Raw genomic sequence first — 26,005 nt, 5'->3', positions numbered from 1 at the left:
GAGATTACTACTTAAAGGTGGCGACGAGTTTTCTCCCGTTTTTCTGGACACAGAGGCCCCATTAGCCTGTCTTTCTAGACGAACGTGGACACCAAACTACTCTTAATCCCCACTGTGTTATCTCTGTTGTCTGTCATTCAAAGAGGGGTAGTCTACCCTCCCTTCACTCCTCCATATATGGCCTATGACAATCGGGCGGTCACATCGAGTCGAGGTACTCCCTCCGTTGCTCCATCTTCTCCTGTTCGGTCATCTTGTTGTAGTGCTTGTCCAGTACATCGGGCGAGACGTCTGCCCTGTCAGAGACGACTTGCTTCGGCACGTCGTTCTTCAGGAGGTGAGTGAGGCTCCCCTTCCGCAAGCAGTGGGGACTCCGTGATTGCTCGCACTTGCTGGCGTAGGAGTAGGGGTACTGCTCGTCACAACAGCAGGACTCCCCGTAGTAACAGGGTCGGGTGATGTGGTACACGAGGGCACGGATGTTGCTCTGACTGACACGCCCCTGCTCCGTGGTGATAAGCGGCTCTCGTCCGTTGTCGTCAGTCACGTCGGGACGAGTGTGGGAAATCCAGTCACTCACGACTTCACAGGTACGCTCTGGCAAGGCGATGATTCGCTCTGCCCTCTCGCCGTTTTTGAGGGACGTCCCTTCATCGGGACGATGACGGATGGCGAGTGCCTGCTCGTCCGAGCGGAAGTCTTCAAGGTCGAGCGAGTGCAGGGTTCCCATCCGTATCGAGGTCGACCAGAAAATCTCGAAGAGGACGTGCTTTCGGGAGGCGTACTCGAAGCGTTCGAGGTACTCCCGAATCTTCTCTGCCCGCTCTCCGTCCAGCATCTCGTCCTTCACGTCGTCGTTGGCATCGAGGGTCGGGAGCAGGATTTCTTCGTGCGTGCCTGACTCGACGGCGTCGATGCTCTCGCAGAATCGCACGAAGGCACGGAGCGTCGAGAGTTGGGTTCGGAGTGAGACGGGATTGAGGTCGCCGTCGTCCTTCCGCCAGAGCCGGTACTCGTAGAGCCTGCGGCCAGTGAGGCCGTTGAGGTTGGTGAGGTCTCCTGCCCACACCAGCGCACGAAGTGCTTGAGACGGTATCTGTGAGCCTGTACGGTTCTCTCAGATGCGTCGTCTTCCCGTTGTGCGAGGTAGAGGTCTACCGCTTTCTGTGGTGCGATGGGTTCGAGGTTTTGGGTCATCGGTTGTCATCTCCGCGAACCCACGCCAGCGGTCGGGGGAACCGAGCAGATGGCCCGATGCAACCCTGTTATCCCGCCGCAGTCTCCCGTTCAAATCGGGGAGGGCGGACTTGGTTTTCCGTTGATTCGCAATCGGCTGTAGATCGACTTGTCCCCCGTCCTCGTGAGCGAAGCGAGCGAGGGCTCGGAAGACGCGCAGCGAAGTGAGCACGTCTTCCGGCGTTCAAATCGGGGAGGGCGGACTTGGTTTTCCGCGAATCATCGAACGTGAGACTGTGAGCGGCAAGTACGCCTACCGGGGCGATTTGAGCACGAGTCAGGCGTTCAAATAACAACGGGCTTGCGTTTCAACCTTGCACCACCCGGCCACTGAAGGCGGTCAGCCGGTGAGCGTAACCGGGCGTTCGGCAGCGAGCATGATGTCCTGCGTGGTGCTCCCGAGGAGGACGTTCGCGATCCCCGACCGTTTGCGTCCGCCTATGACGATGCTGTCGGCGTCCCGGTCCGTTGCGGCGTCGAGTATCTTCCGTCCGACCTCGCCGCCGACGGCGACTCGTTCGACGGAGATGCCCTTCGCTTCCAGATGCTCCGCAGCAGTGACAGCGGCGTCGACCTCCTCAAAGTCGTGGGATGGAGCGCCCTTGTAATCCTGATGTGGGAATACGAAGAGGACCGTTGCTTCGACTGAATCGGGAATGTTGGGAAGGGAAGTCAGGTACTTAGCCTGGTTCCGTGCTCGCTCTTCGCTCGTATCGACTGGGACGAGGACTCGCCGTATTCCGTCGCCGAGGACAACGCTCTCGCCCGTGATTGTGACCGGCCGCTCAGCTGAGAGCAGGACGTCCTGTGCAGTACTACCGAGCAAGACTTTCGAGACGCCCGATCGCTTGCGTCCGCCGACGACGATCTCATCGCTGTCCAGTTCGGTCGCGGTACGGACGATCTGTTGGGCAACGCCGCCGTCATCAACCATTCGAGTTACCGAGACGCCAGCCGCTTCCAGTTGGTTGGCCGCCTGGACAGCAGCGTCTATGTCGTCGAACGCCACCTCAGCAGCGTCGGCGAATTCGTCGGGGGGCACCACGTAGAGCACTGTCGCCTCGACGGTGTCAGTGGCATCCGGGAGCTGTGAAACATAGCTCGCTTGATTCGACGCGCGCGCTTCGTCTCTGTCGACGGGTATGAGTACACTGTACATCACACGTAGATATGTTAGTGCAACTGAATTAAATCATGACATATGTTCCCGCAGGGTAAGAAAGCCAGTCTGCGTGACCAGCTCGACCGGGTGATATGAACCGTACTGCTGTGATGCGCTCGAAGCAGTAGACGCAGGTCTCGAAACAAAGCAAAAACCGAGGGGCTACAAGGTGCTGAATATAGACCTGCAGAATCTCGAATCGAACTGCGGGTGTCGGCTTGGCGTGGCGTTAGAAGCGCTCGCTCATCGCCGCCAGTCCAGCGTCCACGTCTATGGCCGCGCCCTGCTCACCGAGCGCGTTACCCAGCGCTGCAAGCAGATAGCTGACGTTCTGCCGTCGGGCCGAATGGCCCATGCAGCCGATACGCCAGATGTCGCCTTCCAGTGCACCCAGTCCGCTGGCGATTTCGAGGTCGTACTCGTCTAGCAGGTACTGGATGACCGCGCCGTCGTCAACGCCGTCGGGCACGCGGACGGTGTTCAGACTCGGGAGCCAGAAGTCGTCGGGGGCGTTCATCTCCAGCCCCATGCCCTCGACGCCGGCCTTCAGCGCGCCAGCGACGCGCAGGTGGCGGTCCCAGCGTTCTTCGATGCCTTCCTCGGCGACGAGTCGGAGCGCCTCACGGAGTGCATACACGTTCGTGATCGGGGCCGTGTGGTGGTAGGCGCGCTCATCGCCCCAGTACCCTTCCAGCAGGGAGATGTCCAGATACCATGAGCGGGCCTCGGACTCGCGGGAAAGGACTTTGTCCATCGCGTCGTCGTTGAGCGTGAGCGGACTCGCGCCCGGTGGACAGGAGAGGCATTTCTGCGGGCCGGAGTACGCCACATCGATGCCCCACTCGTCGACGCGGAGTTCGACGCCGCCCAGCGAGGTCACGCTGTCAGCGATGACCAGCGCGTCGTTTGCGTGGGCGATGTCAGTGAGTTCAGGCACCGACGGCTGGAGAACGCCAGTGCTGGTCTCGGCGTGGACGAACCCGAACACGTCCGGGCTGTGTTCGTCGAATGCCGCTTCGACCGCTGCCGGGTCGAGCGGCTGGCCCCAGGGTGCGTCGACGGTGACGACGTCGCCGCCCGCGCGCTCGGCCATGCTTGCCATCCGGTCGCCGAAGTAGCCGTTCGTCGGGACGAGCATCGTATCGCCCGGCTCGACGACGTTGCCGATGGCCGCCTCCATCGCCGCGGAACCGGTCCCGGAGACCGGAATCGTCCACTTGTTGTCCGTCCGGAACGTATACCGGAGGAGGTTCTGGACCTCGTCCATGATCTCGATGAACGAGGGGTCAAGATGGCCGACCAGCGGCGTACTCATCGCCTTGAGCACGCGCGGGTGGACGTCGCTCGGGCCGGGACCCATTAGCGTTCGATCCGGCGGTGTCAACTCCCCGACAGTGGGTGCCGCATCCATACCCTGGGGTACCCGGTGACTGGGCATTAAAATCAGTGGTCACGACCCCTTAGTCAGGGGGCGGCCTCACATTTCTGCTGGGATCGTCTCTCTCCTGCAAAAGTATAGACTAGTTATCACTTCTACGCTGCCAGTCACCGGCTGCCACTACCCTACTCCATAATCACAATCGCCAGACGCCACTGGTGTGAAAGGTGTGAACAATCTACCCTGTTTTTAGTCTCGTACTGCTAAGGTGGCGTGTGGTCGTCGATGGGATTGTTCGATAACGCTGCGTCCCCTGGGGAGGAACCGAGACGCCGGTACACCTGTTTGGTGTGCCGGGCGTCGTTCGACGTTCAGTACCACTCGTGTCCGGACTGCGGTGGGTACGACATCCGCCGGACGAAGTGGCTCACGTAGCCCCCGGCGTCCACGTTGGCACGTCCACCGGACTGCCTGCTATCGGGCTACACTGCCCTTTTTTGCTCAGCGTGTCTCCGTGTACCACAGCCACCAAGTGACTGTCGACGGTACGGTCGTACGTGAACCGACGACAGTTAGGAACGACGGGGTACGACGTGACGGATGTCGGACTTGGTACCTGGAACATCGGTGGTGACTGGGGTGATGTCTCAGCGGAGGAGGGCCGGGAAACGATTCGTTCGGCGCTTGACGCCGGCGTCGACTTCATCGACACCGCCGACGTGTACGGCGACGGCTTCAGCGAGCAGCGTATCGCCGACGTGCTGGACGAACGCGGGGTCCGCGACGAGGTGACCGTCGCGACGAAGGCCGGCCGCCGGCTCGACCCACATACAGCCGACCGCTACAACTACCACAACCTCTCCGAGCACGTCGACCGCTCGCGTGAGTACCTCGGGACCGAAACGCTGGAACTGTTACAACTCCACTGTCCGCCGACCGACGCCTACTATCAGCCCGAGACGTTCGACGCCCTCTCGCGGCTGCAAGACGAAGGGAAGGTCGCTCACTGCGGCGTCAGCGTCGAACGTGTTGAGGAAGCGCTGAAAGCCATCGAGTACCCGGAAATCGAAACGGTCCAGATCATCTTCAATATGTTCCGCCAGCGGCCTGCGGAGCGGTTCTTCGAGGAAGCCAAGCGCCGCGACATCGGCGTCATCGTCCGCGTCCCACTGGCTTCCGGGCTCCTGACTGGCAAACTCTCCCGGGACATGGAGTTCCCCGAGAGCGACCATCGGAACTTCAACATTGAGGGCGAGGCGTTCGACCGCGGTGAGACCTTTGCCGGGCTCCCGGTCGACGCGGGCTTCGACGCTGTCGACGAACTCCGCGAGCACGTCCCCGAGCGAATGACGATGGCCCAGATGGCGCTACGCTGGATTCTGGACCACGACGCAGTGTCGACTGTCATCCCCGGCTCCACCTCACCGGACCACGTCCGGGCGAACGCGGCGGTCAGTGAGATGGCCCCACTCTCGAATCAGGTCCACGGCGCGGTGCGTGATATCTACGAGGAGTACGTCTTTGAGGACGTTCACCATCGCTGGTAGTCGCCGCTCGGTAAACGTTTACGATTGCGTACACTTTTCACGGCGGTAAACAACGACTGACGCAACGAAATCTGTCTTAGATTTCTATCTGGAGTACCGCTTGTGTCCCCGAAATCATATACCAAATCTGACCATTCTGGCCACAGAAAACATATGAATACAGACATTTCACGGCTATCGTCGTGTCAGAATCTGAGAATTCGTCAGACAATTATCTGCCCTGTAGTCCACACCCCGAACTGCCCATCAGTCGTCGGCGGACACCGGGTCACACAATGCCTGCCATCGCAGGCGGACGTTCTATTCCCGTGGCTCGCGACCCGTGTACTGTGAGTACCGCTCAGCTATCGATCACAGTCACCATCACCGGAACGCGCCCCAGACACCGATGAGTGGTCTCGTGACCGGACGCGAGATCGTTCAGACGGCCCGTGATGAGAACGTCCCATTCATGGGGGCCAGCATTGCCTACTATGCGATTGCATCGATCGTTCCACTGCTTGCGCTCTTGCTCGCTGCGCTCTCTACGTTTGGAGGCACTGTTACGCTGCTGGAACTGCTTCGAACGGTCCTCTCCGAGAACGGCCAAGTGATTCTGACGGAACTGCTTGAGAACACGCGCGGCCATGGGGCGACCGGAACCCTGAGTCTGGTGTTGGTCGTCTGGAGCGGCAGCAAGGTGTTTCGCAGCCTCTCCGTTGCCTTTACCGAGGTGTACGGCGAGGTCACGGACATATCGCTGCCGGCCCAGCTTGTCCGTAGCGCAGTCGTGATGGGCGTGCTCCTCGGTGCTGTCGTCTTTCTGTCGGCCACTAGCGTCGCACTTACGTACGTCAAGTTTCAGGTCCCGTATCCGACGCTGGTCGGCAACGTCGCTGCGTTTGCCGCCCTCGGTGTCGCGTTCGTCCCGATATACTACGTTCTGCCACCCGTCAAAACCTCGCTTACACACGTCGCCCCGGGAGCGCTGTTTGCCGCGGCGGGCTGGATCACCATCCAAGTCGGATTTTTCTATTACGCCGGGACTGCCGGTCGGTACGCGGCATACGGCTACCTCGGTGCGCTGCTCCTGTTCGTCACGGCGCTGTATCTGGCCGCTATCGTGTTGCTGCTCGGTGTCGTCGTTAACGCGACGCTGGACTGGTAGCACCTGTGGACAGCCACGTCGGGTCTTGCATTGGCAGGCAGTAGCTTCCTCCTGTTTCCCCCGGTCTATTCAGTCGCCACATGAGCGAATCATCGTCACTGCGGCCTCGGATCGCCGGGCGTCTGCAGTCCAGGGCGGAACAAGCCATCAAACGCCCAGTCAGAGAAGCCGTCCAGGAGGCGCTCGCAAACGCGGCTCAGACCGGGGGCGGAAACGTCGAACCTGGAAAAGCGGCCACGACTGCGTCGAGACGCGCCAAAACGGACCTGTCGGACAGCACGGACGCTGACCAGTCGATGTCGTCCGCCGGGGACAACAAACCAGTCGGCTCGCGTTCAGGCTCCAGCAGTCGACTCCGGTCTCGCCGGACGCTGGCCTTCGGGCTCGTTGCACTCGGTGCCTACCTCTCCCGCCGCCGTCGGTCTGCAAGCGGGGAAACGTAGCACCGGTAACGACGCACAGTCCGGGCCATCAGTCAAAGTCGACAAACAGTACGTCCTCGACGAGGGCGTCGGTCGCGCGTCTGAGCCGCTCGGAGGCTGCCTGGTGTGTTATACCCAGCGCGTCGGCGAGTTCCGCTAAATCCACCTCGCGGGGCACCTCGAAGTAGCCGCGGTCGGACGCCTCGGCGAGGATCTCGTACTGGGCTGAGGTAAGTCCGTAGCGGCCGGCCGGGTCTTCGTCGAGTTCCCGGATCGAGGAGACCTCGAATGCGAGGTTGTGCTCTGCACAGAAGTCGTGAGTCTTGGAGAACAGCGACCGACGCGGATACAGCACGCGCAGCTTCCAGGCGGTCCCATGGCCCACGGCATCGAGAATCGTCGCCTCCGAGTTCGTGAGCATCTGGACGATGAGGTCGACGTGGTCGACCCATTCCATCCTGAACAGCCACTCGTCCTCAAAGTCGCCCAGCAGTTCGACGTTGTCAACGGAGGGGTCCGCTTCGAGTGTCTGCTCGATGTCCTCGCGCTGACTCCCGCGGACCCACAGCATCGGCATGAGTGCATCGTCACCGCTCGTGACGATCCGCTCGATTTCGAACTGCAGCTCCGGTAACTGTTCCAGCGAGTGATTGAGCGCCAAATCGCTGGCCGGAACCGTCCCGGAGACGATGGTGGGCATAGATACCCGAACTGGGAGTGGCACGCTGGTATGTCTTTTCGTTGACTATTACGGGTCGGTAGCCACATGAGCGTCTCATCGCCCGGCCAGCGGCTGCATGTGCAAGCACGTCGGTGATGCGCGTCCCGCCGGTAGCGACGACTGCAATGTCTACGATCCAACTGACCGACGACGACGTCGGCAAGACAGTTGTCACGAGTACCGGCAACGAAATCGGCATCGTTAGCGGGTACAGATACGGCACCGCCTACGTTGACCCGGACCCCGGGCTAAAAACGACGCTCCTGACGAAGCTCGGCTGGGAGGACACCGACGCCGATGACGGCTACCCGCTGCAGACCGACGCCGTCGACACTATCACCGAAGACCAGATCCGTCTCAGCACGGACCTGTAAGGGGTCTGTAACTGTCGGACAGACGTATCACGGACCAACGCCGGGTGGGCAAACCCGGCGTGAAACCGTCCCGTACAGGGGAGCATGAGACGGTGGGCGTCGGGAGAGTACGAGCACCCAATGTGCTCGCATACAGTGGTCTGCGCTATCCGATGTTTGTTATACGGCTCTTTATCTGGCGACCATCGGTGAACTGGGCAGCAGGAAGCCGCTACTGAACTTCCTCCACGGCGACCGGACCTACTCCGTTGAACATCGCAACCGGTACTCCGGTGGGCGTTATAGCCGTCGACTTCGGCCGTTACTGTCCGTTTGCGACGGACTAGCCAACCGCTACCGGCCGGACTGTGGTACGTCACACGCCGTCCCGGTGTGAGACAAGCCGGCCCATGTCGGACCCGCCGTGATGGCTCTTATTCCTCGGTGGTAAGTTTCGGGCCTGGCTTCCAGGTGTTGCCTTCGAGGACAACAAGGTCGTAGCGTTCGAGCACCTGAAGCGTATCGACGACCGCCTGGGCATCGAAGGAGACGGTCATATCCTCGGGCAGTTGCTGGGCGATTGCGCTGCGTGTCCCACCGTCCATCCGGACCACTGTGTCGAGCAACTGTTCGAGGTCGTCGAGCAGCGAGACGAGCGACGTCGAGCCTTCGTCTTCTGTCGCCAGTTTCGACATGACTTCGTCGTAATTCCCCGATATCTCCATCGATACGGACACGGCCTCGTCTTCGATGTCTTCTTCGTCTCCCATAGGAGTGAATATATGCACACTTGCAGAAATACGTTTCTATATTCGGAACAACGTGTGTATCTTCTACCCGTTTCTCTGCAAAACAGTTGTGACTCTGCATTTTCGCATTAGACGTAGTCCATCTAAATAATATGTTTATGAATTTTTATTCCACAAGGTAGAATAGTACTGTGATATTTGTGTCCTTACTTGCTCTATTCAAAAACAAGGTAGACTCATCTGAATATATATCCCCATATCCAAGGATACTCGTAGGGTTTTGCAACTATCTTTCCTGCGTCAGAGGACAGTGTTCCCCGTATGCCTGTTTCAGTAAACAGAACGATACCGATAGCTCCGCTGTGGTGCGACCAGACACACGGCATCTATACCAATACCACAGAGTAATTCAACGGGATGCCGACTTAGCGACTTAGTCTGGCTGTCCAGTCGGGGTAGTTCCCACCCGTACTGCTGGCTACCGGATAACAAAAGTACGGCTATTATTCTTCTCATTCCGATTCTCGCGAAAACGAACTGAAAGGCCGTGAGTGGCCGACTGTGTCGCACTACAGCGATTGTTCCAGTATATGGAACTCCGCATCGCAGAACGTTCCGTTTACAGACGACAGCCATTGGGAGAACGATGCCTGTTGGGTCACGACAGTGGGGGCTTGTGTGGCAATCCTTCTGTTATTGCTGCTACTGTACGGGGTCTTTCAGCGGTCAGACCACGTTCCACGGGAGTACCTGCTGTGATGGCACACGGCCAAATCTATATTTGGGTGGCCGTCACACATCGAATATGGCGTTTAGCTTGACGGCCGAGCAGACGGCAGTCCGAGAAGCGGTGCGCGAATTCGGCGAGAACGAAATCGAGCCGCTCGGAAAGGAATGCGATAGGGAGAAACGCTACCCGGCGGAACTGATGGAGCAGGCGGCACAGTACGACCTCATCGCGCCGGAAGTCCCCGAGAAGTACGGCGGCGCGGGGATGGACAGCCTCACTGGCGTCGTCGTCACCGAGGAACTCTGGCGGGCCGACCCGGGCATCGGGAGCGCCATCGGCTCCCGTGGCTTCGGGTCGAGCATGATTCAGAAGTACGGCGACGAGTGGATGAAAGAGAAGTGGCTGCCGAAGATCACCAGCGGCGAGTCGGCGTGTGCCAGCGCCATCAGCGAACCCGCCCATGGCTCGAACGTGGCTGGTATCGAGACCTACGCCGAACGCGACAGCGACGGCTGGGTCCTTAACGGCAATAAGATGTGGATTACGAACGGAACTGTCGCCGACGTGATGGTCGTGATGGCCAAGACTGACCCCGACGCCGGCCACGAGGGCATCAGCGCGTTCCTCGTGCCGACGGACACCGACGGCCTGCAGGCCGAGAAAATCGACAACAAGCTCGGCATCCGCGCGTCGGATCTGGCCGAAATCATCATCGACGACGTTCGCGTGCCCGAGGAGAACCTCATCGGAGAAGCGGGCGCTGGCTTCTACCAACTGATGGACTTCTTCGCGAGCGGGCGAGCGAATGTCGCCGCGCAAGCCGTCGGCACCGCTCAGGCCGCCATCGACGACTCTATCGAGTACGCGAACGAGCGCGAGCAGTTCGGCCAGCCGATCAGCGAGTTCCAGGCCATCGAACACAAGGTTGCGGAGATGGCCACCAACGTCGAGGCTGCGCGGTCGCTTACCTATCGTGCCGCCAGCGCCATCGATTCGGGCAACCTCGATGTGGCGACAAAGCTGGCCAGCATGGCAAAGCTGTTCGCCAGCGAACACGCCGTCGACGTGGCTGACGAGGCGATTCAGGTCCACGGTGGGGCCGGCTACGTCACCGACCACAACGTCGAGCGGTACTATCGGGATGCCCGAATCACCAAGATATACGAGGGGACCAGCGAGATACAGAAGAACATCATCGCCGACCGCGTGCTGTGAGGCCACGATAGACGGACTGCCGACGCTGCCACTGATTCGACAGTCGGCCTACCGCCGGAGCGTCAGGAACTCGGCCGAAAAGACAGCGTCGTCGGCCTGATTCACGGCGGTGACTTCGGTTCGGACGACACCCGTCGCAACCGGGTGGTCCCGCCGTTCGGTGTCGACAATCTCGGCCTCGACGTGAATGGTCTCTCCCAGGAACACCGGCTTGATGAACCGAAGCCGGTCGATACCGTAGAACGCGACCATGTGCCGCTTTTCGGCCTCGTCACGGGCCTGCCACAGGAGGCCAGTGACGACTGAAAACACCAGTGCGCCGTGGGCGATACGCTCACCGTACCCCGAGTCGGCCATCCGCTCTGCGTTCGTGTGGAGGTGGTTGAAGTCCCCGCTGACACCCGCGAAGTTGACCACGTCGGCCTCGGTGATGGTTCGTCCTGAGGTGGTGAAGCTATCGCCAACATCGACCGTGTCGAACTCGCCGGCCATCTTACCGGCTCCCGCAGGTGCTCGTGGGACAGCGCTTCGGTTGCTGGTCGAGTCGCCACTGCCGCGTTCGCACCCGCTGGCCCCGGGACTGCAGTCTGCTACTGTTGCTGGACATACACATTGTCACCGTGTCCCGCACCGGTGTTAATGCTATCGGGGCTCGCCGGTTACTCTCGGCACTGCCACAGGGAGACGTAGCGGTTACAGGCTGCTCTGACTGTTCAACTATATTCAACGGAACCCGGCAGAGAGCACGCAGGACGTAGCTTTATTGCGGATGCCCGAGATGTCTGATGCGATGTCAAAGCCACACACGGAGCGGTTTCGCCTGGAGAATCAGCGGGCGATTATCACGGGTGCATCGAGCGGCATCGGCCGGGCAATCGCAGAGGAGTTCGCGGCCGACGGGGCCGACGTGGTTGTCTGCTCGCGCGAGCAGGACAACGTCGGACCGGTGGCCGACGAAATCAACGATAGCGACCGGCCCGGTGAGGCGGTCGCTATCGAATGCGACGTGACAGACCGCGAGGCCGTCGAGGCGCTGGTGGAAGCGACCGTCGACGAGTTCGGCGGACTGGACGTGCTCGTGAACAACGCCGGCGCGAGCTTCATGTCTGGGTTCGACGACATCAGCGAGAACGGCTGGAAAACCATCGTCGACATCAACCTTCACGGGACCTACCACTGCACACAGGCGGCCGGGGACGCGCTGGCCGCGGACGGCGGTGGGACGGTCATCAATCTCTCCAGCGTCGCCGGGGAACAGGGCGCGCCGTATATGAGCCACTACGGGGCTGCCAAGGCCGGCGTCAGCAATCTCACGTCCACGCTGTCGGCGGAGTGGGCTGACCGAGACATCCGAATCAACTGCATCGCGCCGGGGTTCGTCGCCACGCCGGGCGTGGAGTCACAGATGGGCGTCAGCGCCGACAACATCGACCGTGAGGCCGTCGAGCGGCGTATCGGCCTCTCGGAGGAAATCGCCGACATCGCGCTGTTCCTTGCCAGCCCGGCGTCGTCGTACATCGTCGGTCAGACCATCACCGCCGCCGGCGTCCCACGGCTCGAAGAGACGCCTGACATCTGAGCGCGGGGAGTTCCAGTACCGACGGTCGAAGCCGCAGTTTCACTCCAAGACGCCAAGCCAGTCCGGCAGCTCTCGGAGGTCGTCGAAGGCGATATCCACGGCGGGTCCGTCCTCGGCCCCGTAGGCGACCGTCCACAACCCGGCCCGTGTCCCGCCGTCCATATCGTGCTCGTAGCGGTCACCGACCATCACGGCCTGTGCCGGTTCGACCCCGGCCTTCCCAAGCGCCGTTTCGAACATCGCCGGGTCAGGCTTGGTTCGACCGACGGCCTCCGAAGCGGTGTACGAATCCATCGCGTCCCAGACGCCGAAGGTCCGCAACAGTTCCTTGCCCTCGTCGTCGTCTACATCGCTGATGACGCCCTGATGGAGCGGCGCGTCTGCCAAGTCCTCGATGGCCGCGACGGCGTCGGGGTTGGGCTCGACCTGTTCGGTACGGATTTCCTGAAACAGTGCTTCCCACTCGGTTTTCTCGGGACTGACTGTCAGAATCTCATCGATTGCCCGCCGGTAGCCCTCGCGGGCTGGCCGGAACGCTGTCCCTTCGCGTTCACCGAAGTACGCTCCGAGGACATCCCGCCATTGTTCGAGGGCCGCGTCGGAATCCCCAGTCGCCGGGTACTCGGCACACAGGCGGTCGACAAACTCGCGGTGGGCCGCCCGGACGGACGCCATCCGAAGGATGACGCCCCCGATGTCCCAGAAGACGGCCTCAACGTCTGGACTCTCGCTCACGGCAGCGGCTTGGACTGGCCCGGGTATGAAACTACCGCCGACGCCCGGCGTCTCCCGGATGCGTCGCGGTGGGCGTGTCGGAGCACAGCGCCGGGAAATAAACAACCGACCACGCGTTCGCTGTGCTCCAACACTTATGATGTCGACGTGCGAGAACGAGAATGTGCCATGATATCGTTCACCGATTCCGAGGCCGCGACTGCGCTCGCCGAGCGTGCCCGAGCGTTGATCGACGAGGTCGTCATTCCGCGGGAGCGAGAACTCGCGGGCGGGACGGCCATCTCCGATGCAACAGTCCGTGACCTCCGCGCTGCCGCACGGGAGTACGACGTGTACGCCCCACAGATTCCTGAAGAGCACGGCGGGATGGGCTATGACTTCCGGGACGTGTTGCCGACGTTCGAAGAAGCCGGTCGGAGTCTGCTCGGTCCACTTGCGATGCGCGTCGACGCGCCCGACGAGGGGAATATGCACCTGCTGGAGATGCAAGGGACTGACCTCCAGAAATCGGAGTACCTCGACCCGCTCGTCGAGGGTGAGATTCAGTCGGGCTTTGCGATGACCGAGCCGATGCAGGGCGCGGGCTCTGACCCGAAGATGATACGCACCACGGCACAGAAGGAGGGTGACGAGTGGGTCATCGACGGCCACAAGTGGTGGACGACCGGTGGCGTCGACGCCGACATCCTGCTCGTCTTTGCCCGGACGGACGAGGACGTGCACCCGTATGAAGGGTGTTCAGTGTTCATCGTCCCGGCCGACGCCGACGGCGTGGACATCGTTCGGAACGTCCCGCATATGGGCAGCCAGGGTGACCCGAAGGGCCACGCCGAAATCGAGTTCAACGGCGTTCGCGTCCCCGAAGAACACCTGCTGGGCGAGGAAGGCAACGGCTTCCAGCACGTCCAGCAACGGCTCGGCCCGGCGCGACTCACCCACTGTATGCGTTTCTCGGGGATGGCCGAACGGGCGCTGTCCATCGCCAAGGCCTACACCACCGAACGGCAGGCCTTCGGCGACTCCGTGGCCGACAAACAGCACGTCCGCTTTGAAATCGCTGAACAGGAGACACAGATTCAGGCCGCGCGGGCGCTGGTCCGGGCCGCCGCAGACGCCATCGCCGCCGGCAATGAAGCCCGCGTCGAGGTGTCGATGAGCAAAGTGTTCGCCGCGCGGGCGACGCAGGACGCCATCGACACCGCCGTCCAGTTCTGTGGCGGCAACGGCATCGGCCGGGACCTCCCGCTGGCGGATTTCTACGAACTGGTCAGGACGTTCCGCATCGTCGACGGGGCCGACGAGGTCCATCTTCGGACCATCGCCCGCGAGGCGTTCGAGGACGTGGACAGCGAGGAACTGGAGCCGGTGCGTCGCTACCGCGAGTAGGGCAGAGCCGTCAGCGGCAACGGCCGCTACTCTCCCTCGAACTCCGGTTCGCGGTCGGCTGCAAAGGCCGCCGTCCCTTCCGCTGCGTCGTCAGTGGTCAACAGGAGCGCAAAGGCCTGGCTCTCCATTTCGAGGCCGGCGTCGAGATTCTCGTCGGCCCCCTCGTTCATCACGCGCTTGGCCTTCCGCAGGGCAATCGGCGGCCCTGAAACGAGGTCATCGACGAACTCCCCGACCACGTCATCGAACTCGTCGGCGTCGACGGTCCGGTTGATGAGTCCCCAGTCGGCCGCCCGCTCGGCGGAGATGTGCTCGCCGCGGAACACGAGTTCCTTCGCCCGGGCGTCGGTCAACATTCGGATCGCGCGCTGTGTCCCACCGCCGCCGGGAAGCAGGCCGAGCGTGATTTCGGGGAAACCGAACTCCGAGTTGGTTGTCGCTAACCGGAGGTCACAGGCAAGGGCGAGTTCCAGCCCCGCGCCGAGACAGTAGCCGTCGATGCGCGCCAGCGTCGGTCGGGGATACTCCGCGACGGTCGTGAACACTTCCGTCGGTTCCGAAGTCTGTGCGGGGTCGCGGTCCGCAAAGCCGGAGATGTCGGCCCCGGCAGAGAAGGCGCGGTCGCCGGCCCCTTCGAACACGACGGCCCGGACTTCGTCATCATCGACCGACGAGAGCAGGTCAACAACCTCGTCCGCGAGGGTTTCGCTGATAGCGTTCATCCGCGACGGGCGGTCGAGTTCCACTTCCAGCAGGCCATCGTCGTCGAGTTCCCAGTTGATGGTGTGGTAGTCGCCCGGCCGGTCGCCGGTGCTGTATTCGTGGAAGCCCCGGCCCGCTTCCGTGCCGGTGTGGCCGGCCTCGACGAGTTCGACGAGGTAGTCGGCCGGCTCGTAGCGGTCGTCACTGTGTTCGTCGGAGAGCGACCGGAGCTTTTCGAGGACGGTGTCGAGACCGATGTCGTCGGCCCGGCGGCAGGTCCCCTCCGGGAACCCGGCCCCGAGTCGCATCCCCGTGTCGATGGCCTCCGCCGTCGCCACGTCGTCGCCGACGAGCTTTGCGGCCTCGTTCGCCATCACTGCCTCGACGCGGCGGTGGTCGAACCCCTCGCTGTCTTCAGGGACGTAGTCCGAGCCGTCCCCGTCGTCGTAGTCGTAGTAGCCCTCGCCGGTCTTGCGGCCAAGGTTCCCGTTCTCGACTTTCTCCGCCATGATGGGCGGGACCGGCCTCCCGGCCTCCGTCCGGACGTGGTAGCCGATGTCGATGCCGGTCAGGTCGCCGAGTTCGAACGGGCCCATCGGGTAGCCCCGCTCGTGGACCATCGCGGCGTCGGCCTGCCGGATGGTCGCCTCGCCCGCCGAGACCATCCAGGCCGGCTCGCTCATGAACGGCCCGAGGACGGAGTTGACGACGAACCCACGCACGTCCTTGCGGACGTATATCGGCGTCTTGCCGAGCGATTCGATGAACTCGTAGCCGCGCTGGGCTGTCTCGTCGGTCGTTGCCTTGCCGTAGATGACTTCGACGAGGTCCATCTTCACCGGCGGATTGAAGAAGTGCAGTCCCAGCACCGAGTCCGGCCGTTCCGTCGCTGCGGCAATCTCTGTAATGGACAGCGAGGAGCTGTTCGTCGCCAACAGTGCATCCGCGGGCGCTGCGGCGTCGACGGATTCGAAGATGTCCTGTTTCACCGAGAGCTGTTCCGGGCCGGCCTCGATGACCAGATCCGCGTCGCTCACTGCCGCCTCAAGATCGGTCGTCGTCGCGACCCGCGCCGCCACGTCGTCGGGGTCCTCGTCGAGTCGTCCCTTCTCGGCGAGCTTTTCGAGCGACCACTCGATTTCGTCGTAGCCGTCTTCGACGATGGCCGCATCGATGTCACGCAGCACGACATCGTAGCCGGCGATTGCCGCGACCTCGGCGATGCCGTGGCCCATCGTTCCCGCACCGAGCACTGCAACTGTCGCTATCTCTGGCTGGTCAGCTCGCATACGTGTAGTGTCTGTTGCAACACATATCAATCATCCCCATAGTATCGACTGTGTCTCGTGGGACGACGAGGATTATTCCCAGCCAGAAAGCCCGGTGGGCTGTGTATGAGGACTCCGATGCCATCTACGGGGACTTCGACACGAAAATCGGCGCTTATTTTGTCTCTGTTAGAGCGGTTCGTCGCCCTCAATAATCCGAACCGCACGGTTGGCCAGCGCGGGGACGCGGTCCTCCATCAGCGGGTAGAACGGGTCGTCGGCGTTGCCCTCCAGATAGCGGCGGTAGAACATCTCACCAAGGGCGGCGAGCTTGTACACGGCGAGCGTCCGATAGAACCGCTCGTGTTCAAACGTCAGGCCGGTCTGGGCTTCCCAGCGGTCAACCAGGTCCGTCCGGGTCAGGTAGCCCGGTGCTTCGATGAACTCCATGGCGAGGTCGGGGATCTCCGGCTCGGGGTCCTTGGCGTCGCGCCAGTACGAGAGCAGCCAGCCGAGGTCGGCCCGTGGGTCACCCAGCGTCGCCATCTCCCAGTCGAAGACGGCGGCGAGCTCCGGGTCGTCACCGGGGCCGAACATCACGTTATCGAGCTTGTAATCGCCATGCACGAGTGTCTTGGGGTGGCCGTCAGGGCACTCGTCCTGTAACCACGAGCCAACCCGCTCCAGTTCAGGGATGGTGCGGGATTCGGCCGTCCGCTCGAACGCCCAGGCCAGCTGTTTCCCCCAGCGTGCGACCTGCCGCTTCGCATACCCGTCCGCACGGCCGAGGTCGGATAGGCCGACGGCTGTGGGATCTACCTCGTGGATGGCCGCGAGGGTGTCGACCAGCTCGGTGCCGACTGCCGCCCGGGCGTCGTCGCTCCCGAAGCGCGCCGGCTCGTCGTCTCGGATGACGGTCCCCTCGACGCGGGCCATGACGTAGAAATCGCTGCCGATGATCGTCTGGTCGTCACAGGCCGTCACCGTCGGCGGGACCGGGACGGCTGTGTCCTGCAGCGCGTCGATGACGCGATACTCCCGCAACACGTCGTGGGCTGTCTCGGCGGTCTGGCCCGGCGGGGGCCGCCTGACGACCAGCTCTCGGTCGCCCCAGGTGACAAACAGCGTCTCGTTGGAGTGGCCCTGCTCGTGGCGCGCAACGTCGAATGTCTCGGCCGGGCCTATTTCCCTTGTGAGAAATTCTTCGAGCGCACTTTCGTCGACCAGCCGCTGGTAGTAGTCGCTGCTGTGTTCAGTCATAGTGTCTGATTTGGCTCCGTGTCATGAAAAACTGCGGGTCGTGTCACCGTCCGACGAACTCCGGTCGGCGGTCGGTCAGGAACGCCTCGACACCCTCCTCATGGTCGGCCGTCTCGAAGACGATGCCCTGTGCCGTTGCCTCGTCGCGCTGGGCGCGGTCGAAGGACTTCTCCAGACCGTCCTGAAGCAGCCGCTTCGAGTGCCGGAGGGCAATGGTGGGCCCATTGGCGATACGGCTGACGGTCGCCTCGACTTCGGACTCGAACGACGCGGCATCGTAGACGTGGTTGAACAGGCCCAGTTCTGCGGCTCGCTCGGCATCCAGTATCTCGCCAGTGAATACGAGTTCCTTTGCGACGTTCGTCCCGACAATGCGGGGAAGCAGATACGATGTGCCGGCATCGACGCTGAGGCCGACCTGCCGGAACACGAAACCGATGCTGGCCGACTCGCTCGCCAGCTGGATGTCACAGGCGATAGCGAGGTTCGCGCCGGCCCCGACGGCCGACCCGTCGACCTTTGCGACGGTCGGGACCGGCAGTGCGACGACTCTGGCGATGGTGTCGCGGGTCCGACGAGCCAGTTCGCTGACGGCGTCGTCGGTCGGGTCGTCGTTCGTGAGCCGCTCGCTCATTCCCTCGATGTCGCCGCCGGCCGAGAACGACTCGCCGGTGCCCTCGATGACGACACACCGAACATCGGACGCAGTCTCGATGGTATCGAGGTGGCGCTCCAAGGCGTCGTATACGGGCTGTGTGAGTGCGTTCCGCGTTTCCGGTTCGTTCAGCGTCAGCGTGGCGATGCCGTCGGTGATGGAGAGCAGTACGGACTCGCTCACTGGATATCACTCCGTTGTCGCTGCATGGGGTCGCTTCACATGGTTCCGGTATAAATTTACCGCTGGTTCACAGTTTCAGACAGCGCTGGCCACGAACTGTGGGTGGCACGTCAAGAGTTACCACAGCGAGCAGGGCTAGTTTTAACATATCGGTGTGTGTTGACACGGAGTATGCCAGGTGGTGCACCACTCAACCTCCGGTCATTCCTGTGGCGTGGCGAAAACGTGTTCCCCGACAGCGAGATCGTCTCGCGGACACATCAGGGGATTCACCGATACACAATAGCGGAGTACGCCGAGCGCGTGCGGAAGCTGGCTTCGGCCCTCGAACAGGCAGGTATCGAACGTGGCGACAGGGTCGGGACGTTCGCCTGGAACAACCACTGGCATCAGGAGGCCTACTACGGCGTCGCCTGCATGGGCGCGCAGGTCCACATGATTAACCTCCTCCTGCCCGACGAGCACATCCAGCACATCGTGGCCGACGCCGAGGACGAGATTCTCATCGTCGACCCCGTCATGCTGGAAAAGCTGGAAGGGGCCTACGACGAGGAGGCCTTTGATTCCGTCGAGCAGTACATCGTGATGGGTGACACCGTCCCCGAAACGTCGCTGGAGCCGGTCGTCGACTACGAATCGTTCATCGCCGACGGCGACCCCGATTACTCCTTCCCGCAACTGCCCGAGGACCAGCCGGCGGGGATGTGCTACACGTCCGGGACAACAGGCAAGCCCAAAGGCGTCGAGTACACCCAGAAGATGTACTGGACGCAGGTCATGTCGCTGATGACCAGCGAGGCCGGTATCAAGACCGACGACGTGGAACTGACGTACGTCCCGATGTTCCACGTCAGCGGCTGGTGTCGCCCGTTCACGACTATCGCTGCCGGAGCCAAGACGGTCCTCCCCGGGCCGAACCCGTCGGCCGAGGACCTGGCGAAACTTATCGAGGAAGAGGACGTGACTGTCTCCGCAGCGGTCCCGACCGTCTTCATGGACCTGCTCGAGTACGCCCGCGAGAGCGACGTGGACTTCTCGTCGGTTCGGTACTTCACCAGCGGCGGGTCCGCGACGCCGCGGTCACTGATGGAGGATTACAAGCAGGAGTTCGACGTGGACCTCATCTCCGGCTACGGTATGACCGAAACGTCGCCGGTCACCCACGCCTACGAGCCAAAGCCCGGGCTGGCGGACCTTCCGGAGGAGGAGCTGTTCGACCTGCGGAGCCACTCCGCGGGGCTTCCGATTGCCGGACTGGAGTTCAAAGTCGTCAACACCGACGGCGAGGAAGTACCCTGGGACGGCGAGTCGCTGGGCGAACTCTGGATGCGTGGCCCGTGGGTCACACAGGAGTACTACAACGCCCCCGACGCGACCGAACAGGCCGTCACCGACGACGGCTGGTTCAAGACCGGTGACATTGTCCGGGTGAGTCCGGAGGGGTACGTCGACGTAGTCGACCGGATGGACGACCTCGTCAAGAGCGGCGGCGAGTGGATCGCCAGCGTCGAGGTCGAAAACGCGGTTATGGGTCACGACGAGGTCGTCGAAGCCGCCGTTGTCCCTGTCCCCCACGAACGGTGGGACGAACGCCCCGCCGCGTTCGTCGTTACACGCGATGCTGTGTCCGACGAAGCCGCGCTCCGGCAGGAAATTAAAGACCTCGTCGCCGAGTCGTATCCGTCGTGGTGGGTCCCCGACGCCATCCGTCTGGTCGACGGGATTCCCAAGGGTGCGACCGGGAAGTTCTCCAAGCAGACGCTCCGTGACGAGTACGTCGACGAGTCGGTCATCGAAACCGTCGCCGAGAACGCTCCGGCGACGTAACTCGGCCATACCGTGGCAGAGCGTTCTGGCTGTCAGGTATCGTTTCGACGGCGGCGTTCTCGATACCGTGCAGCCACCGCCACTGAGCCAGCCACAACAGGTCTGCCCGTGGATAGGTATTTATGATAGTCCTGTGACTATTGTGGTATGCGAGCAGCTGTCATCGAGGAGCACGGCGAACCGCTCACGATTCAGGATGTGCCCTATCCGGAGCCCCAGCCGGATCAGGTCGTCATCGAGACCGAAGCCTGTGGAGTCTGCCGGAGCGACTGGCACGCTTGGCAGGGGGACTGGGAATGGTTCGGCATCCAGACCGGTCCCGGGCAGATTCTGGGACACGAGCCGGCTGGGATCGTCGCCGACGTGGGCGCGGACGTCGAACAGTTCTCCGAGGGGGACCGCGTTACGGTCCCGTTCCACCTCGGCGACGGGTCGTGCCAGTACTGCCAGCGCGGGCACGCTAATATCTGCGAGACATCGATGCCGCTCGGATTCCTCGACGCCGCACCGGGAGCGTTCGCCGAGGCGTTCCCTGTCCGCGAAGCCGACTTCAACTGCGTCACGCTGCCGGACGCAGTCGACTTCACCGAGATGGCTGGGCTTGGCTGTCGGTTCATGACGGCATACCACGCGCTGACCGACCGGGCGGACCTCAGGCCGGGCGACGCCGTCGCGATCCACGGCTGTGGCGGCGTTGGGCTCTCGGCAGTCCATATCGCCGATGCGCTCGGGGCCGAACCGATTGCGGTCGACGTCCAGGACCGCAAACTCGACCGGGCGCGGGACCTCGGCGCGGCGGCGACAATCAACGCTGCCGAGGCGGACAACGTCCCCGGTGAGGTTCACGCAGTCACGGACGGCGGGGCCGATGTGGCAATCGACGCGCTGGGTATCCCGGAGACTTGTCGCAACGCTGTTGGCTCGCTGGGCAAGCAGGGCACCCACGTGCAGGTCGGGCTCACGACTGACGAGGAGGCCGGGGAAATCTCGCTTCCGGTGGATACGATGACCCTGCAGGAAATCGATTTCCACGGCTCCTACGGGATGCCGCCGGTTCGCTACGACGAACTGTTCCGGCTCATCGACGCCGGGACGCTCGACCCCTCTCAGATCGTCGGGGAGACGCTCGCACTCGAAGACGTGCCGGCCACTCTCTCGTCGATGGGTGAGTACGAGACGGTCGGCATCCCCGTTATCGACGAGTTCTGAGACACGCCGGCACTGCTCCGTGGTCGCTGATACCTACGAACGATTTGCTGTCAGCCACTCGACAGCGAAGTCCACCATCGGCTGTTGTGTGAGGAGTTTCGACTCGCCGACGCCGACAGTCCCCGTCTCGACGGCGCTGGGGTGTGCACGCTCGAACGCATCGCCGCAGGCCTGAAAATCCGTATCGGTGAGTTCGATGTCCGTCCACTGGCGCCATTCGCGCTCGCCCTCAGCAAGTACGGCACTGGCGTGTTTTGTCGTGTCGGCGTCGATATCGGCGCGGTACTCAGCGAGGTGCAGCGAGGTGTTTGTCGCATGTGAGGTTCCAAGAAACAGGACTCTCCCGGCACGGTCGTAGACCGCTGACAGCGGTGAGGCTTCCCCGAGCGAGTAGTCGTAGGCGTGCCCGCCAGCGATGGCCTCGGCGTCGGTCCCCCATGCGGCGAATGAATGCTGTGGGTGGTCGCTCCGGTGGACAGCTGGATACGTGCGAAAACACTCGGCGATTGCACCCATTCCCTGCGTTGGCGTCACTGCTGGTCGGTACGGTGGGAACTGCTCGCGAATTGTGTCGGCCCACGAGTCTGGGACTGGTGGGTTCCCCATATTATCGGGGTCCCTGTTGCCGGGTGAGTGCGTTGGCATCACTACCGTCCCGCTTTCGGTGACGACACGCTGCAGGGCGTCTACCACCGCTGGTGCGCCACCACAGACCCATCCCAGCTCGGACAGCGACCCGTGGACCAGTACTGTTTCCCCGCGTTCGAGACCCAGCGTCCGGAGGTCATGTGCTATCGAATCCACGGTGACCGGTTCCGCTGAACGGTCGCTTGGTCGCGGCGTATCCATAGGCGATGCTAGCCGAAAGCGGGCATAAGTTTCGTGTTCCCGGAGACACCGAGCCGCTGTTGTGGGTTACTGCCGTGGCCCCGAATCGACTGGCTTAGAGCAGCTGGTAGTCGCGCTCTTCGTGCTGGACGGAGATCCACTTGGTCTCGGTCAGTTCGTCCATGATCCACTCGCCGTTGTACCGGCCGAGGCCGGAGTTTTTCATCCCGCCGAACGGGGCGTTGGGTTCGTCCTGAATCGGGTGGTCGTTGACGTGGACCATCCCGGCGTCGATCTGGTCGGCGATGGACCGCCCGTGTTCGATATCGTCGCTGTACACGCCTGCAGCGAGGCCGTACTCGGTGTCGTTTGCGAGTTCGACAGCTTCCTCGTCGGACTCGAAGGGGATGACTGGAGCGACGGGGCCGAAGTGCTCGTTGCACGCCGCGGACATATCGTTGGTACACCCCGAGAGGACGGTCGGTTCGAGGAACAGGTCCTCGACCTCGCCGCCCGTTTCCAGCGTCGCGCCGGCATCGACAGTCTGTTCGATGAACGAGGTAAGCTGGTCGACCTGACTCTCGTTGATGATCGGACCGAACTCCACGTCCTCGTCCAGCGGGTTCCCGATAGTCAGTGACTCCGCGTGTTCGACGAGCTTCTCGACGTACTTATCGTAGACATCCTCGTGGACGAGGTGGCGGTTAATCGAGATACACACCTGTCCCTGATGGCCGAACGCGCCGACAGAGCCGGCCTTGGCGGCTGCCTCGATATCGGCGTCCTCGGTGACGACGAACGGTCCGTTCCCACCGAGTTCAAGCGCCGGGAGCGCGAGCGCGTCCCCGGCCTGACTGGCCACAGACCTGCCGACTGCCGTCGACCCGGTGAACGACATCACGCGGGCGGTCGGATGGCCGGCCATCCGGTCGCCGATGTCGGAGCCGTGGCCCGTGACGACGTTGACGACGCCGTCCGGGAGGCCGGCTTCCTCGGCAATGTCGGCCAGCAGGAGCCCGCCGGTAATCGGCGTGTCCGTTGCGGGCTTGATGACGACAGTGTTCCCCAGTGCGAGCGCGGGACCGAGCGCTCGCGTCGTGAGGTGCAGCGGGAAGTTCCACGGGGAAATAATCCCGACGACGCCAGCGGGCTCGCGGACGATGTGATGGTCCTTGTCCTCGTGATACATCGAATCGCGGACCTCCTCTTCCGGCGGGACCATCTCCAGAGCGCTCTGGAAGTCCGCCATGGCGAAGTTGGCCTCGGCAGTCGCTTTGGCCTGGACACTGCCTGACTCCGTCGCAAGTAGTTCGACGATTTCGTCGAGTCGGTCCTGCATCACCGCAATCATCGACTGGACGTACTCGTTGCGTTCCTCGCGCGACAGCGCCGCCCAGTCGGACTGGGCCGCCTCGGCGGCCTGATAGGCATCGTTGACATCGCCTTCCGTTCCGGCGGGTACCGCCGCGATTTCATCGCCTGTCGCGGGGTTAGTCACCGGAATCGTCTCAGATGTGCCAGCGTCTCTCCATTCACCGTCGATGTACAGTCGGTCCCACGCCGTCTGGCTATCTGGTTGTGACATTCCATAGTATCGACAGCGCCACGGACTTTTAGCACTTTGGCACCAGGCAAACGCTTAATTGAACCCCGGCCACAGGTCCTATATGATCGATTACCTCGGTCTCGAAGGCGACCTCGGCGAGGAAGAGCGGATGGTCCGTGACACAGCCCGGGACTTCGTCGAGAACGAAGTCAAGCCGGATGTCGGGCAGCACTGGATCGACGGCACGTTCCCGACGGACCTCATCACCGAGATGGGCGAACTCGGGTTCTACGCCCCGAACCTCGATGGGTACGGCCTCCCGGGGCTCAGTGAGACGGCGTACGGCCTTCTGCTGCAGGAACTGGAGGCTGGCGACAGCGGCCTGCGCTCGATGGCCAGCGTACAGGGTGCGCTCGTCATGTACCCGATTCACGCCTACGGTAGCGACGCCCAGAAGGAGGAATGGCTGCCGGCGCTCGGCAGCGGCGAGCGGGTGGGCTGTTTCGGTCTGACCGAGCCCGAACACGGATCGAACCCGTCGGCGATGGAGACGACGGCCGAGCGCGACGCTGACGGCTACGTCCTGAACGGCTCGAAGACATGGATCACGAACGCGCCTATCAGCGACCTCGCAGTGGTGTGGGCAAAAGTCACGTCCGCCGACGGCAACCCCGTACGGGGCTTCCTCGTCGAAACGGACCGTGACGGCGTGACGACGAACAAGATCGACGAGAAGCTCTCGTTGCGGGCATCGATTACCGGTGAGATCAGTCTGCAGAACGCCCGCGTCCCCGAGGAGAACGTTCTGCCGGGCGTCGAGGGAATGAAGGGGCCGCTGTCCTGTCTCACGCAGGCCCGCTACGGCATCGCCTGGGGGACGGTCGGGGCCGCGATGGACTGTTTCGAGACCGCCCACGAGTACGCCACCGACCGCGAGCAGTTCGGCAAACCGATCGCCGGCTATCAGCTCCAGCAGGAGAAGCTCGCGGAGATGGCGACCCAGATATCGCTGGGCCAGTTGCTCGCCCACCGGCTCGCCGACCTGAAGGAACGCGGTGACCTCCGCCCGGAACAGGTGTCGATGGCAAAACGCAACAACGCGCGGATGGCCCGCGAGCAGTCACGGGTGGCCCGCGAGATGCTTGGCGGCAACGGCATCACGGCTGATTACTCCCCGATGCGGCACCTGACGAACCTCGAAACCGTCTACACCTACGAGGGGACGCACGACATTCACTCGCTCATTATCGGGCACGATCTGACCGGCATCCCGGCCTTCGAGTAGGGACTGTCCGACATATTCCGGTATGCGGAACGACCGGGCCGGCGTGAACCAGCACTTCTCAATCGTACGTGAGGTCGATCTTCAACTCGCTGGCTTTCCGTTCCAGCAGATCGGGGTACGTCGATTCGATGTCGTCCTGGCTCACCCGGCCATTCGGCCCGAAGACGCTCAACGCGCCGATGAGGTCGTCCTCGTGGTTGTACACCGGCACGCCAGCCGCCCGCAGACCGTCCATGTGTTCTGACATGTTGGTCGCATAACCCCGCTCGCGGACCTGTTCGAGTTCCTCGAACAGCACGTCTCGGTCGGTGATCGTGTTCTCCGTCAGCCCGTCGAGCGCCGTGGTTTCGGCGAACTCCTCGATTCGTTCGTCAGACCACTCCGCGAGAATGGCTTTCCCTGCGGCGAGCGCGTGCAGTGGCCGGCGTTTGCCGATCATCGTGTCGCTCTGGAGCGGATTCCGGCCGCCGGCCCGGTGCAGGTACACGCCCTCGAACCCCTCCTCGACCAGAAACAGGGCTCGCTCGTCGGTCTCTATCGCCAGTTCGATGACTTTCTGTTTGGCGACGATATAGCCCGGCCGCCGTATCCGCGGCGGTTCGCTGAGTTGCAGAAACCGCAGCGAGAGTCGGTACTCCCCGTCCTCCTCGACGAGATAGTCCATGTCGTGCAGCGTCTTGAGGTGCCGATACACCGTGCTCTTGGCCAGGTCCGTCTCCGCCCGAATCTCCGCAATTGTCGCGCCTCCCGCGTCCCGAATCAGCGCCAGAATCTCGAACGACGTCCGGGTCGTCGATACCTCGGACGTTCCGTTCTTGTTTTCGAGCATACGGAGTTGTGACCGCTTAGTGACATCAACGTTTCGCATAATCGACCATAATG

At 62.6% G+C, this 26,005-nt stretch carries 23 protein-coding genes; 10 read left to right on the top strand and 13 right to left on the bottom strand.

The features are described 5' to 3' along the window. Positions 1 to 199 precede the first annotated feature (199 nt). The 3 genes from G9463_RS23930 to G9463_RS01110 form a co-directional block, all read right to left on the bottom strand. Positions 200 to 1,069, bottom strand: coding sequence for a tyrosine-type recombinase/integrase (locus G9463_RS23930; protein ID WP_370457887.1), 870 nt, complete (start codon positions 1,067 to 1,069; stop codon positions 200 to 202). Between the two features lie 507 nt (positions 1,070 to 1,576). Continuing rightward, positions 1,577 to 2,395 (bottom strand): universal stress protein, encoded by an 819-nt coding sequence (locus G9463_RS01115; protein ID WP_165895741.1) that lies wholly within the window; start codon positions 2,393 to 2,395, stop codon positions 1,577 to 1,579. A 232-nt stretch (positions 2,396 to 2,627) separates the two neighbouring features. Then, complete coding sequence (locus tag G9463_RS01110) at positions 2,628 to 3,809, bottom strand: alanine--glyoxylate aminotransferase family protein (protein WP_165895740.1); 1,182 nt, start codon at positions 3,807 to 3,809, stop codon at positions 2,628 to 2,630. Positions 3,810 to 4,333: 524 nt separating this feature from the next. On the opposite strand from G9463_RS01110, the gene G9463_RS01100 reads away from it, so the two are divergent. The 3 genes from G9463_RS01100 (at position 4,334) to G9463_RS01090 (ending at position 6,913) form a co-directional block, all read left to right on the top strand. Then, the gene (locus G9463_RS01100; RefSeq protein ID WP_165895739.1) at positions 4,334 to 5,323 is read left to right on the top strand and encodes an aldo/keto reductase; all 990 of its coding nucleotides are present in this window, start codon (positions 4,334 to 4,336) and stop codon (positions 5,321 to 5,323) included. Positions 5,324 to 5,711: 388 nt separating this feature from the next. Then, a complete protein-coding gene (locus tag G9463_RS01095; RefSeq protein ID WP_011223978.1) occupies positions 5,712 to 6,470 on the top strand; it encodes a YihY/virulence factor BrkB family protein in 759 nt (252 codons plus the stop codon). Between the two features lie 80 nt (positions 6,471 to 6,550). Continuing rightward, entirely contained in the window at positions 6,551 to 6,913 is a 363-nt protein-coding gene (locus tag G9463_RS01090) for a hypothetical protein (protein WP_049938955.1), read from the top strand. A 28-nt stretch (positions 6,914 to 6,941) separates the two neighbouring features. Here the strand turns inward: G9463_RS01090 and G9463_RS01085 are convergent, their stop codons facing one another. Continuing rightward, on the bottom strand, positions 6,942 to 7,592 hold the full coding sequence (locus G9463_RS01085; protein WP_011223977.1) for a helix-turn-helix domain-containing protein: 651 nt from the start codon (positions 7,590 to 7,592) through the stop codon (positions 6,942 to 6,944). A 146-nt stretch (positions 7,593 to 7,738) separates the two neighbouring features. On the opposite strand from G9463_RS01085, the gene G9463_RS01080 reads away from it, so the two are divergent. After that, positions 7,739 to 7,987 (top strand): PRC-barrel domain containing protein, encoded by a 249-nt coding sequence (locus tag G9463_RS01080; protein WP_232508526.1) that lies wholly within the window; start codon positions 7,739 to 7,741, stop codon positions 7,985 to 7,987. 413 nt (positions 7,988 to 8,400) lie between these two features. On the opposite strand, the gene G9463_RS01075 is transcribed toward G9463_RS01080, so the two are convergent. Then, positions 8,401 to 8,736: a hypothetical protein gene (locus G9463_RS01075; protein WP_011223975.1), complete on the bottom strand. Its 336-nt coding sequence runs from the start codon at positions 8,734 to 8,736 to the stop codon at positions 8,401 to 8,403. Positions 8,737 to 9,520: 784 nt separating this feature from the next. On the opposite strand from G9463_RS01075, the gene G9463_RS01070 reads away from it, so the two are divergent. Beyond that, positions 9,521 to 10,660, top strand: coding sequence for an acyl-CoA dehydrogenase family protein (locus G9463_RS01070; protein ID WP_165895738.1), 1,140 nt, complete (start codon positions 9,521 to 9,523; stop codon positions 10,658 to 10,660). 48 nt (positions 10,661 to 10,708) lie between these two features. Here G9463_RS01070 and G9463_RS01065 read toward each other — a convergent pair whose 3' ends face one another. Then, entirely contained in the window at positions 10,709 to 11,152 is a 444-nt protein-coding gene (locus G9463_RS01065; RefSeq protein WP_011223968.1) for a MaoC/PaaZ C-terminal domain-containing protein, read from the bottom strand. A gap of 277 nt (positions 11,153 to 11,429) precedes the next feature. Here G9463_RS01065 and G9463_RS01060 point away from each other — a divergent pair, with 277 nt between their 5' ends. Then, positions 11,430 to 12,239, top strand: coding sequence for an SDR family NAD(P)-dependent oxidoreductase (locus tag G9463_RS01060; RefSeq protein WP_007188709.1), 810 nt, complete (start codon positions 11,430 to 11,432; stop codon positions 12,237 to 12,239). Positions 12,240 to 12,278: 39 nt separating this feature from the next. Here G9463_RS01060 and G9463_RS01055 read toward each other — a convergent pair whose 3' ends face one another. Then, complete coding sequence (locus G9463_RS01055; protein WP_165895737.1) at positions 12,279 to 12,974, bottom strand: HAD family hydrolase; 696 nt, start codon at positions 12,972 to 12,974, stop codon at positions 12,279 to 12,281. 168 nt (positions 12,975 to 13,142) lie between these two features. On the opposite strand from G9463_RS01055, the gene G9463_RS01050 reads away from it, so the two are divergent. Next, complete coding sequence (locus G9463_RS01050) at positions 13,143 to 14,360, top strand: acyl-CoA dehydrogenase family protein (protein WP_165895736.1); 1,218 nt, start codon at positions 13,143 to 13,145, stop codon at positions 14,358 to 14,360. A 26-nt stretch (positions 14,361 to 14,386) separates the two neighbouring features. On the opposite strand, the gene G9463_RS01045 is transcribed toward G9463_RS01050, so the two are convergent. The 3 genes from G9463_RS01045 to G9463_RS01035 form a co-directional block, all read right to left on the bottom strand. Then, complete coding sequence (locus G9463_RS01045) at positions 14,387 to 16,351, bottom strand: 3-hydroxyacyl-CoA dehydrogenase/enoyl-CoA hydratase family protein (RefSeq protein WP_165895735.1); 1,965 nt, start codon at positions 16,349 to 16,351, stop codon at positions 14,387 to 14,389. Positions 16,352 to 16,519: 168 nt separating this feature from the next. Further along, a complete protein-coding gene (locus G9463_RS01040; RefSeq protein ID WP_165895734.1) occupies positions 16,520 to 17,590 on the bottom strand; it encodes a phosphotransferase family protein in 1,071 nt (356 codons plus the stop codon). A gap of 43 nt (positions 17,591 to 17,633) precedes the next feature. Then, on the bottom strand, positions 17,634 to 18,428 hold the full coding sequence (locus tag G9463_RS01035; RefSeq protein WP_127014252.1) for an enoyl-CoA hydratase/isomerase family protein: 795 nt from the start codon (positions 18,426 to 18,428) through the stop codon (positions 17,634 to 17,636). A 171-nt stretch (positions 18,429 to 18,599) separates the two neighbouring features. Between G9463_RS01035 and G9463_RS01030 the strand changes: the two genes are divergently transcribed. Together G9463_RS01030 and G9463_RS01025 are read left to right on the top strand one after the other, a co-directional pair. After that, complete coding sequence (locus G9463_RS01030; RefSeq protein WP_165895733.1) at positions 18,600 to 20,255, top strand: long-chain-fatty-acid--CoA ligase; 1,656 nt, start codon at positions 18,600 to 18,602, stop codon at positions 20,253 to 20,255. A 147-nt stretch (positions 20,256 to 20,402) separates the two neighbouring features. Further along, positions 20,403 to 21,464 (top strand): zinc-dependent alcohol dehydrogenase family protein, encoded by a 1,062-nt coding sequence (locus tag G9463_RS01025; RefSeq protein ID WP_127014254.1) that lies wholly within the window; start codon positions 20,403 to 20,405, stop codon positions 21,462 to 21,464. A gap of 33 nt (positions 21,465 to 21,497) precedes the next feature. On the opposite strand, the gene G9463_RS01020 is transcribed toward G9463_RS01025, so the two are convergent. After that, the gene (locus G9463_RS01020; RefSeq protein ID WP_165895732.1) at positions 21,498 to 22,313 is read right to left on the bottom strand and encodes an aminoglycoside N(3)-acetyltransferase; all 816 of its coding nucleotides are present in this window, start codon (positions 22,311 to 22,313) and stop codon (positions 21,498 to 21,500) included. Between the two features lie 94 nt (positions 22,314 to 22,407). Next, entirely contained in the window at positions 22,408 to 23,877 is a 1,470-nt protein-coding gene (locus G9463_RS01015; RefSeq protein WP_165895731.1) for an aldehyde dehydrogenase family protein, read from the bottom strand. Positions 23,878 to 23,959: 82 nt separating this feature from the next. On the opposite strand from G9463_RS01015, the gene G9463_RS01010 reads away from it, so the two are divergent. Continuing rightward, entirely contained in the window at positions 23,960 to 25,123 is a 1,164-nt protein-coding gene (locus G9463_RS01010) for an acyl-CoA dehydrogenase family protein (RefSeq protein ID WP_004958220.1), read from the top strand. Positions 25,124 to 25,181: 58 nt separating this feature from the next. Here the strand turns inward: G9463_RS01010 and G9463_RS01005 are convergent, their stop codons facing one another. Further along, positions 25,182 to 25,952 carry an IclR family transcriptional regulator gene (locus G9463_RS01005; RefSeq protein ID WP_165895730.1) on the bottom strand — a complete coding sequence of 257 codons (771 nt, stop codon included), beginning with the start codon at positions 25,950 to 25,952 and terminating at the stop codon, positions 25,182 to 25,184. Positions 25,953 to 26,005 lie beyond the last annotated feature (53 nt).

Origin of the sequence: Haloarcula sp. JP-Z28 (assembly GCF_011440255.1) — an archaeon.
GTDB lineage: Archaea > Halobacteriota > Halobacteria > Halobacteriales > Haloarculaceae > Haloarcula > Haloarcula marismortui.
The sequence above is the reverse complement of the archived record's forward strand: the minus strand, read 5'-3'. Positions and strand labels throughout refer to the sequence as shown.